The sequence below is a fragment of the Flavobacterium anhuiense genome, from assembly GCF_004151235.1.
Taxonomy (GTDB): domain Bacteria; phylum Bacteroidota; class Bacteroidia; order Flavobacteriales; family Flavobacteriaceae; genus Flavobacterium; species Flavobacterium anhuiense_A.
This window is the reverse complement of the sequence record NZ_JUIV01000036.1, coordinates 1-9,397: the sequence shown is the minus strand read 5'-3', so window position 1 is coordinate 9,397 and position 9,397 is coordinate 1. Positions and strand designations below refer to the sequence as shown.

The following is a 9,397-nucleotide window of genomic DNA, read 5'->3' as shown; positions in this document are numbered from 1 at the left end:
AATAAGTAACTTTTACAATTTCGACGAAGGAGAAATCTTCGCGAGAAGCTCTACAAAGATTGGATTCTCGTTGCGGAGTTACTTGTGGAGATTTCTCCTTCGTCGAAATGACAAGATTGTGGCACATTCCTTAATGTGATTGCTTCATTCCTCGCAATGACTACTTCGGACTGGTTGCAATTACAAACTTCAAGTTGTTCTTCACACCTATTTGTAAAACATCTACTAAGTCTTGAACTTGCAGATTAAACGGAATTCGAACTACAACAGTTTGCTCTTTATCTGTTCCTATTTTAGACATTAAACTCGTTTCCAAGTTTTCAAAATCTACTTCTTGTTTGTCGATATAGAACTTTTTATCTTCTGTAACCGATAAACTAATTAGCTGTTTATTGGTCTTTTCATTCGCTTTAGCTTTTGGCAATGTCATCTTAATCACATTCGGATTTGCCAGTGTTGAGATAATTAAGAAAAACAACAGCAGGAAAAACATGATATCGCTCAAAGATGAAGTCGCAACTTCGGCGTGAAATCTTCTTTTTCTTTTAATAGACATGGCTTATGCTCTTTGAATTATATTGACAAATTCTAAAATCTGTTTCTGAATTTTTAAAGCAAAATTATCAATCTTTCCGTTCAATAAGTGGTAAGCGCTATAAGCAATAATCCCCACAATTAATCCAGAACCAGAACTGATCATTTTCTCGTATAAACCTCCAGAAATATTTCCGATACTAATATTTTCGGTAACCGAAATACTGTAGAAAATCTTGATAACCCCAGAAATTGTTCCGATGAAACCTAGCGTTGGAGCAATACCTGCGATAAGTCCAAGATGGCCTAAATGTCTTTCCATTTCTCCAATTTCGATATCGGCAGCGCGGTCCATGTTGGCTTCAATCTCAGCAATTGGTCTTCCAATTACTAGAACGCCTTCTTTCAAGATATTCCCAGCTGCAGTATTATTTCTTTCTACAATTGTTCTTGCCAATTCAATATTTCCAGAATGTAATTTTTCACCAATATCTTGCATTAATCTGCTGTCAATTTTAGACGCACGGCTAATGTACATGTAACGTTCAAAAATCAGGTAGATCGTATAAAACAACAACAACGCGATTGGAATTAAGAACACTCCCCCTTTCATGATGAAACCAAACATTGAAATTTCATTTTGCGGTGCCGCGATCTTTTCGACCACTACATTTGAAGCATTTGCGATTGTATCTGTTTGTAACTGAATAAAAGTAAACATATATTAATTCTGGTTTTTAATAATTAATTCTAAAAAATATTTGAAATTTGCAATAAAGATAATTTTCGCTGTAATATTAAACTACAAAAATCGAAATTTATTTCAATCAACAACCATTTTATCTAAACAAATGAACTATCAAGAGACTACCAATTGGATGTTTAATCAGCTTCCAATGTACCAATTGCAAGGTGCTTCTGCGTATAAAGAGGATTTAACGAATATCAAATTATTGGCAGCTCATCTTGGCAATCCGCAGAACGGGCTAAAATGCATTCATGTAGCGGGAACAAACGGAAAAGGTTCTACTTCGCACATGCTTTCTTCTGTTCTTCAAGAAGCAGGTTACAAAGTGGGTTTGTATACTTCTCCGCATTTGAAAGATTTTAGAGAGAGAATTAAAATAAACGGAAAAGAAATCTCAGAAGAATTTGTTATTGAATTCATCGCCAAACATAAATCTTTTTTTGAAGCTAATGATATGAGTTTCTTCGAAATGTCGGTTGGTTTGGCATTTGATTATTTTGCTGCAGAAAAAGTAGACATTGCTATTATCGAAGTTGGTTTGGGCGGAAGATTGGACGCAACGAATATTATTACGCCTTTGGTTTCGGTAATTACCAATATTGGTTTAGACCATACTCAGTTTTTAGGAAATACTCTGGAAGCGATTGCTGGAGAAAAAGCGGGAATTATAAAACCGAATGTTCCAGTTGTTATTGGCGAATATACCGATGAAACTAAACCTGTATTTTTGGCTAAAGCCGAAGAGAACAACGCCTCTATTTATTTTGCTTCAGATTTAATTGACCAAATTTATTTGTCGGACTTGATTGGAGATTATCAGTTTCATAATAAAAAAACGGTTCAGCAGACGATTTCGATTTTGAATAATGAAACCGATTTTAAAATTTCGACCGAACAACTAAAAGAAGGCTTACTGAATGTTGTAAAAAATACAGGTTTGCAAGGCAGATGGCAACAATTGGGAGAAGACCCGAAAATTATTTGTGACACAGCACACAACAAACACGGATTATCGGTTGTAATGAATCAGCTGAAAAACGAGAAATACGAAAAACTGCATATAGTTTTGGGTGTTGTAAATGACAAAGATCTGGATTCTATTTTACCGCTTTTCCCAAAAGATGCACAATATTATTTCTGCCATCCAAATTCGTCGCGAGCTTTGCCGGCTGAAACTTTAAAAAATGCAGCCGAAAGTTTCAGTTTAATAGGAGGAAAATACGATTCTGTTGAAATCGCTTTCGCGGAAGCAAAGAAAAATGCCTCAGAAAATGATTTTATTTACGTTGGCGGAAGCACTTTTGTTGTTGCCGAATTGCCTTTGAACTAAAATATACTTTTGATGTAGAAAAAACTTCAAAAAAATCATTTTAATAACAAATTCATAAACAAGGAGATATAAACTATTTTTAAAAAAGTTTTATTTTTTATTCGAATTTCTTTGCAGAACTCAAAAACTAGCGTATATTTGCACTCGCAATCACAAACGATAGCAACCTAGTAAAATAGGGCGATTAGCTCAGCTGGTTCAGAGCACCTCGTTTACACCGAGGGGGTCGGGGGTTCGAACCCCTCATCGCCCACCAAAAAACTCCTTAAGAAATTAAGGAGTTTTTTTTTATCTATTAATATTCTACTTTTGGATTAATTAAAGAACTCTTTATCTAGCAAAAAAAACATACATGAAAAATGAAGAAGATTGCACAAAAATTCATCGATATTTATTTTCTGACATGTATCTATCTGACAAAGGGATTGAATTATCAAAAAAAGCAATAATTAAACGATTCGCAGATCGCAATAAAGATGAGTTTTATCATAGATACATAAACTGGAAAAGACAAGAAAATGAAATTATTGTCTTTACACTTTATGCTTAAGCAGACTTAAAGATAAATAAAGAATTCGATTGCATTTTCAACATCAACAACCCTGATGAGTTTGTTTTCGAGAAATTTATTTTAACTCAATCAATCTATGAAGGATGGGCACCAATCGACACTATTGACAGGGGACACAAAAATTTATTAGTTTTTAGATTTGAAAAAGAAATCCCAAAAATACTTTTCAAATTACACAAGGAAGAAACTCATGGAGACACTAGACCAAAAGATTACGTAAAAATAGGTTTCTGTAACAAAAATGATTTTGAAGCTATAGCTAATGGTCTTAAAAAATATCATTTGTTAAGAGAAAAATATGGAACAGAATATTGGAAATATGAAGATAAAAAAACAGAAGAGTAACTAAATCCAAAAATAATTAATTAACAGTGAGTCTTCTATCAATATTTTATGCTTTTAAAATCAAAAACATTAGACAAATACTCTTTGTTTTTGTGCTCAAAAACGAGCAATCCATTGAAATAAAATATATTAAATTGAAAACTCTCTAGAGCTAAATGTTTTATTCTATAATTGTAATTCAATTCTTTTTGAATATTATTAAGCACATCCAAAGATTCATTTTTTTCGATTTCAAGCCACTTCTCTATTTCAATTGTTTTACCCACATTACAAATCACTTCTGTATCTTCATTTGGCCTCCTAAATAAATCAAAACAGAAATCATAAAGTGCCTCTTTTGGAACAAACACTATTTTTTCACTAAAACATAGATTATAAGTAACTTTAAAATAGCTATCATCCTCAAATTGTATTTTTATCTTATTCACTTCACTAACAAAAAGAACTGAATTTGAAAAAGTATCAAATTTGTGTTTGAAGTTTTCTGACAGCACTTTTAAATTTTCAATAATAATACAATCCATTTCTACAATGAGTTTATATTTTAAAATTTACAAATGCTAATATAGTATTATAAAATCCAGCATCACAAACAACTATTCATGATCTTATTCTTACCATAAAAATTGTATTTTTGTTTACCGCTCCCCAAGAAAATCTGTAACATACATTTAAAATCTGTTTTTTACAGTTCTGGTTTATTCACTTAATTATTATCTTTGAATTATGAGCACACTATCAAGACCAAAACATATCGGAAGAAATATTAGCCGTATTCGTGAACTTCGCGATATGAAACAAGAAGCATTGGCACAAGCTTTAGGCACTAGTCAACAAACGGTTTCTGCTATTGAAAACAGCGAAACAATTGATGACGCAAAACTGGCAGAAGTTGCAAAAGCACTTGGCGTTACTGCAGAAGGCATTAAGAATTATAGTGATGAAACTATTTTAAGTATTATCAATAATACATTTAATAGCCATGACACTTCAACAATAAATGGAATCAATGTTCAACCTACTTTTAATCCACTTGATAAAATTGTAGAACTTTATGAGCGTTTATTACAAGCAGAAAAAGACAAAGTTGAATATCTCGAAAAAATAATAAAAGGAAAATAACCTTTTTAAGCATAAAAAAAACTCCATTAGAAATAATGGAGTTTTTCTTTTACATACTTCACTGATTTGAAAACAAATTATCAATCATTACTTTTTATTTTTTCACATACTTTTTCGAGAAGGCTCTTGGTCTTTTTGAAATATCTCATTTTATCGTCAATCTCTTTTATCTTGGCTTGAAAAAGCTCAAGCGTTTCTGGTTTCGAATCAGTACTTTCAAACCAACTGATTAATATTTTCTTTATTTCTGCTAAAGTAAAACCAACTTCCCTTGCTTCTATAATGATTTCTAAACGTTCAATAGTATTAGCATCGTAATGTTTATAATTATTAGATGTCACATTTTCATTAGTCAATCCTTTAATCATTCCTAAATTCTCATAATATCTAATAGTATGAATTGACAACCCCGTTTTTTTTGATAATTCGTTTACAAGCATATCATTTATTTTTTAACAAAACAATAAAGCATAGAGCAGAGTCTATACTTTTAGGTTTCAAATATACTATTTTTTTGTTTTTAAAACGCAAGAAATGAGACAAAAACATTTTTACAACAAGACACATTACACAATGTTTTTACTCTTTTTGTAAATTTTATTATCAAAAGTCTATTTCTCATTATTAAGATTGAATACTTATTTATATTTAAGAAGCACTAGTTAATTTTACACATTCCATAGGCAGTTTCAATTTCCTCGTCTGCAATTGTTACAGCAATAATAGCGCAACTACCATCAACAAATACTATTCTGGAATTAACACCACCTCTTGCATTTACAGCTAAAGCAATATCGTCTCCCTTCGTTTTAGTTGTATCTAATTTTAAATTATATTCACAGTCATTTATCCATGTTAAAATAATAGCCTTTTTCCTCAAAAACTTTTCCGGTTTTCATATCGAATGTTTCTTCAGTTTGAAAATTTTCGAATCGCTCATAAATATATTTCTGCTGATTTATTTCATCGATTAATTCAAATTTACCCGTTCTAAAATCTTGGCAATTTAGTTTTTGTGAGTAAATATTTAATTGTACCGAGTAATAGCAGTAAAGTTGTAATTATTGGAAATTTCATAGTTTATTTGGTTTTAATAGTTTTAACGAATGGAAAATCGAGATCAAGTTAAGCTAATTTCTGATTAAATACCCATTAGAAGATCATAACTCAAAACAAAAAATAATAAAAAACTCCATTACTTCTAATGGAGTTTTTTATTATGATTAGGCTAAAGATTTTTATTTCGCCAGTCTTTCTTTTCTTTTAGCATTTAAATAATTCCTTAACGGAATATCATAAACAACCATTACTAAATAAGCGAATCCGACCAACAAAACAACTGAAGTTATTACAATTAAAGTCAATTGTGTCGTATTTGGTTTATAATTGGTATAATAATTTCCAAACATCCATAAAACGGCATAATGTGTCATGTATAATGGATAGGATATTTTTCCTGAAAAAATACAAGCTTTTTTCAATCCAGGTTTTAAGACAGCGCCTGCTCCTAAAGAAATTAATAATGGAAAATAAAGTAAAACAACTAACGGTTCTGAAATCCAATTCCATTCTGAAAACGGCATAACAAAAGCTAATAGCAATAAAAAGGTTAATCCACCAAAACCAAGTTTATTTTTAATAATCCAACTAGATCTATAAATAAGTAATCCAGCTAAAAAAGAATATGAAATTCTAGCGCATCCATCCCAAAAAGTCGGGCCACTCCAACCTCCTAATAAATTGCCAGAATTATATCCTACGTAACAAATAGCCACCGCAGATAATATCGTTAATAGCAATAAAAAGCTTCTTCTAATTCTATAAAGTACAAAAGCATAAACTATATTGGCTATGTATTCCCAGAAAAGCGACCAAGCCGGTGCATTAAAACTAAACAAATTAAATCCGCGATCACCAATAACTGGAAACGGAATAAGAAAAATTGAACAGATAAATGTCAAAATAATTTTCCCAGTACTGTACAATTCTAAATAACCTCCAAAAGGATCAAATAAAAAAGCCAATAAACCAAGTATTGAACCCGCAACAACTAACGGATGAAGTCTGACAATTCTAGCAATAAAAAAATTGCGAAGTCCCATTTTTACAATGCGGTCATCATAAGCATACCCAATTACGAAACCTGAGAGACAGAAGAAAAAATCGACAGCTAAAAATCCGTGTCCGATAAAATTTTTACTTGGATCACTAAAAATCCATTCCATAAAATGAAACACAACTACTGCAAAAGCAGCGACGCCTCTTAATCCGTCTAAAATTTCAAAATGCTGTTTTGTTTCAAGAATTGTTGTAGTTGACTGGCTTGTATTCATTAGATTATAATAAACTTATAATTTAGGTGATTTGGTAACGTTGCAAGTTCTACAAATTAATATTCAAATCAAAATCAGATTTATTCAAAACTACTAACTATTTAATCATTCAATCCCTTTCCAGCTAAAATTCGTGAAATATTTTTTTCCACTCTCGCTTCTCTAGTTTTGGATTGTTTAGGTTGTAAAAAATGAAGCAAATATGCTCGTTGTCTTCCAGGAGATAAATCATAAAAAGCTTTTTTAAAATTAGCATCAGAATTAAATTTATTCTGAAGTTCTTCAGCAATTTCAAAATCAGAAACTTTTTTCAGTTCTACTTTTTGTCCTGATTTCTCAATTTCAGCAGCTTCAAAAATATAATTTTTTAAAATTTCTTTTTTCGCCAAAATGTCTTCAACATTAGTAAATCGAATTTGACGAGCCGCCTGCACATTATCTGACTGTTGAATCAAAATATTATCTGGATCTCTCATTAAAGCACCTTTGAAAAACAAAAAAGCGCAATATTCTTTAAAATAATGGATTAATACAATATTTGCTTTTTCGAAAGTATAACAAGGAGATCCCCATTTCAATTCTTCAGACAAATGACAATCTAAAACAATTTTTCTCATTTCTTCAATTTCAGCTTTCCATTTCTCAGCCTTTTCAAAATAAAAATCAACTTTAGAGTTCGTGCTATATTTTGTCATAATGGGTTAGTTTAATAAGTATATAAATTTAGTATTTTTATATATTTAAAACTCAAAACCTTTAATAATTCCTCTTTTGGATTGATGAACGAAATTTAAAATCTTGTTCCTGTCAACAGTTTCTTCAAACCTTTCCGCAATTAATTCTAAAGCAAATTTGGTATTTCTCATCTCTTGAAATAAAACCCTATAAATTGATCTAAGTTCATCAATTTTGCAAGAGTCAAACCCTCTTCTTTTTAAACCAACAGTATTTAATCCTGCAAACCTCAAAGGTTCATGTGCAGCAATAATATAAGGCGGAACATCTTTTACTACTCGACTCAAACCACTAATCATAGCATGTTCACCTATAACCGAAAACTGATGTATTGCAGTCAATCCGCTGATATTTGCCCAATCTTGAACAATTACTTCACCAGCCATGCCAACGCTAAATCCAATAATACAATTGTTACCTATGACACAATCATGTCCAATATGAGCGTTGGACATAATCAGATTAGAATTGCCAATACTTGTTTTACCTTTAGAAACTGTCCCTTTATTAATCGTTACAAATTCCCTGATTATATTATTATCGCCAATTTCTAAGAGAGTATATTCTCCCTTATATTTCAAATCCTGCGGCATACCGCCTAAAACTGCATTTGAATGAATCTGGCAATTTTCACCTATTCTTGAACCGCTTAAAATTGTTACATGATTTCCTATCTGAGCATTATTCCCAATTACAACATCTTCCTCAATCGTTACGCCATTGCCAATTCTAATGTTATTGCCTAGAATAGCATTTTTATCAATAAAAGTATTTTTCAATTTTTCTCTTTTTAAATAACTACAAAAATTGAAAAACTCCAGATACTTTTTATTGATGTAATGTCAAATAATTGTTGCCCGAATTCTGCTCAAAGTTTCTTGACTTACGCCAATTAATGAGGCAATATGCTTCAATTTGGCTTTCTTTATAATTTTAGGAAATGACTCTAAAAGAAATAAGTATTTTTTCTCAGCAGTCATTAAACGAAATAAATGATTGAATTCATTTATTTTGGAAAGATAATATCGAAGCTGTTTAATATGAAACTTCACAAATAAGGGATATTCTAGCAAAGCCTGTTCATCTGAATAAGACAACGAATAAACAACTGTTTCTTCACAAGTTTGAAAATTCTCAAATGATGGCTTTTGTTCAAAAAAACTACTCAACGAAGTTATAAACTGATTATCGGTATAAATCCACTTCGTAACCTCTATACCATCTTCAATGCAAAATCGTCTTACCGCACCCGATTTTATAAAATAGATCTTATCACAGATTTTACCCCCTTTAATAATAAAATCATTCTTTTCAAAAGTTTCTTCAACAAAATATTTTTTCAGCGCAAGTTCTGTACCTGAATCTAATTCCTGAAAACCATTAATGACTTGAATTAGTTCTTCCATTTATTTTTCTTTATTGTATTATCAAATTTAAAGTCTTTAATTTGATAATTATAAAACAACAATATCCTATAAAACATTCATTCAAGGCCTTTTTTTTGCGATTTAAAGCCGAATTATTAAAAACACAGCTCTTAGATCACAAAGCAGAATATCACTTTAAAAAATATCGTTTTTAGGAGGTTTTCTCAAAGAAAATCCTTTAAGAATCCGGAGGATCATTTCCAAAAACGCATCAAAAACAAAAAAATCCCCATCAGATTAATGATGAGGATT

General features: G+C 30.9%; 12 protein-coding genes and 1 tRNA gene. 4 read left to right on the top strand and 9 right to left on the bottom strand.

Translation table 11 applies throughout. From position 1 onward, the window contains the following. Nucleotides 1-160: 160 nt before the first annotated feature. Entirely contained in the window at nt 161-556 is a 396-nt protein-coding gene (locus NU08_RS22105; protein WP_008464192.1) for an ExbD/TolR family protein, read from the bottom strand. Nucleotides 557-559: 3 nt separating this feature from the next. After that, a complete protein-coding gene (locus NU08_RS22100) occupies nt 560-1,255 on the bottom strand; it encodes a MotA/TolQ/ExbB proton channel family protein (RefSeq protein ID WP_008464191.1) in 696 nt (231 codons plus the stop codon). 130 nt (nt 1,256-1,385) lie between these two features. Here NU08_RS22100 and NU08_RS22095 point away from each other — a divergent pair, with 130 nt between their 5' ends. The 3 genes from NU08_RS22095 to NU08_RS22085 all read left to right on the top strand — a co-directional run bounded on the left by NU08_RS22095 (nt 1,386) and on the right by NU08_RS22085 (nt 3,162). Continuing rightward, nucleotides 1,386-2,612 carry a bifunctional folylpolyglutamate synthase/dihydrofolate synthase gene (locus NU08_RS22095; protein ID WP_129749192.1) on the top strand — a complete coding sequence of 409 codons (1,227 nt, stop codon included), beginning with the start codon at nt 1,386-1,388 and terminating at the stop codon, nt 2,610-2,612. A 178-nt stretch (nt 2,613-2,790) separates the two neighbouring features. Then, nucleotides 2,791-2,868, top strand: a tRNA-Val gene (locus NU08_RS22090). A gap of 96 nt (nt 2,869-2,964) precedes the next feature. Beyond that, entirely contained in the window at nt 2,965-3,162 is a 198-nt protein-coding gene (locus NU08_RS22085; protein WP_129749191.1) for a hypothetical protein, read from the top strand. Nucleotides 3,163-3,566: 404 nt separating this feature from the next. Here NU08_RS22085 and NU08_RS22080 read toward each other — a convergent pair whose 3' ends face one another. Continuing rightward, the gene (locus NU08_RS22080) at nt 3,567-4,052 is read right to left on the bottom strand and encodes a hypothetical protein (RefSeq protein ID WP_129749190.1); all 486 of its coding nucleotides are present in this window, start codon (nt 4,050-4,052) and stop codon (nt 3,567-3,569) included. A gap of 202 nt (nt 4,053-4,254) precedes the next feature. Between NU08_RS22080 and NU08_RS22075 the strand changes: the two genes are divergently transcribed. Further along, nucleotides 4,255-4,650, top strand: coding sequence for a helix-turn-helix domain-containing protein (locus NU08_RS22075; protein WP_129749189.1), 396 nt, complete (start codon nt 4,255-4,257; stop codon nt 4,648-4,650). Between the two features lie 80 nt (nt 4,651-4,730). Here NU08_RS22075 and NU08_RS22070 read toward each other — a convergent pair whose 3' ends face one another. From NU08_RS22070 to NU08_RS22045, 6 genes are all read right to left on the bottom strand, one after another. Further along, nucleotides 4,731-5,090, bottom strand: a complete 360-nt coding sequence (locus NU08_RS22070) for a MerR family transcriptional regulator (RefSeq protein WP_129749188.1) — start codon at nt 5,088-5,090, stop codon at nt 4,731-4,733. 218 nt (nt 5,091-5,308) lie between these two features. Continuing rightward, nucleotides 5,309-5,530: a hypothetical protein gene (locus NU08_RS22065; RefSeq protein WP_129749187.1), complete on the bottom strand. Its 222-nt coding sequence runs from the start codon at nt 5,528-5,530 to the stop codon at nt 5,309-5,311. Nucleotides 5,531-5,888: 358 nt separating this feature from the next. Continuing rightward, a complete protein-coding gene (locus tag NU08_RS22060) occupies nt 5,889-6,983 on the bottom strand; it encodes an acyltransferase family protein (RefSeq protein ID WP_129749186.1) in 1,095 nt (364 codons plus the stop codon). 101 nt (nt 6,984-7,084) lie between these two features. After that, nucleotides 7,085-7,678, bottom strand: a complete 594-nt coding sequence (locus NU08_RS22055) for a YdeI/OmpD-associated family protein (RefSeq protein WP_129749185.1) — start codon at nt 7,676-7,678, stop codon at nt 7,085-7,087. A gap of 45 nt (nt 7,679-7,723) precedes the next feature. Then, the gene (gene lpxA, locus NU08_RS22050) at nt 7,724-8,497 is read right to left on the bottom strand and encodes an acyl-ACP--UDP-N-acetylglucosamine O-acyltransferase (protein WP_129749184.1); all 774 of its coding nucleotides are present in this window, start codon (nt 8,495-8,497) and stop codon (nt 7,724-7,726) included. A gap of 63 nt (nt 8,498-8,560) precedes the next feature. Next, nucleotides 8,561-9,124, bottom strand: a complete 564-nt coding sequence (locus NU08_RS22045; protein WP_129749183.1) for a Crp/Fnr family transcriptional regulator — start codon at nt 9,122-9,124, stop codon at nt 8,561-8,563. Between the last annotated feature and the right edge of the window lie 273 nt (nt 9,125-9,397).

Coding starts and splice junctions, on each gene's coding strand:
- NU08_RS22045 (WP_129749183.1), bottom strand. CDS start 9,124: ATGGAAGAACTAATTCAAGTCATTAATGGTTTTCAGGAATTAGATTCA.
- NU08_RS22070 (WP_129749188.1), bottom strand. CDS start 5,090: ATGCTTGTAAACGAATTATCAAAAAAAACGGGGTTGTCAATTCATACT.
- NU08_RS22080 (WP_129749190.1), bottom strand. CDS start 4,052: ATGGATTGTATTATTATTGAAAATTTAAAAGTGCTGTCAGAAAACTTC.
- NU08_RS22100 (WP_008464191.1), bottom strand. CDS start 1,255: ATGTTTACTTTTATTCAGTTACAAACAGATACAATCGCAAATGCTTCA.
- NU08_RS22055 (WP_129749185.1), bottom strand. CDS start 7,678: ATGACAAAATATAGCACGAACTCTAAAGTTGATTTTTATTTTGAAAAG.
- NU08_RS22075 (WP_129749189.1), top strand. CDS start 4,255: ATGAGCACACTATCAAGACCAAAACATATCGGAAGAAATATTAGCCGT.
- NU08_RS22095 (WP_129749192.1), top strand. CDS start 1,386: ATGAACTATCAAGAGACTACCAATTGGATGTTTAATCAGCTTCCAATG.
- NU08_RS22105 (WP_008464192.1), bottom strand. CDS start 556: ATGTCTATTAAAAGAAAAAGAAGATTTCACGCCGAAGTTGCGACTTCA.
- NU08_RS22060 (WP_129749186.1), bottom strand. CDS start 6,983: ATGAATACAAGCCAGTCAACTACAACAATTCTTGAAACAAAACAGCAT.
- NU08_RS22085 (WP_129749191.1), top strand. CDS start 2,965: ATGAAAAATGAAGAAGATTGCACAAAAATTCATCGATATTTATTTTCT.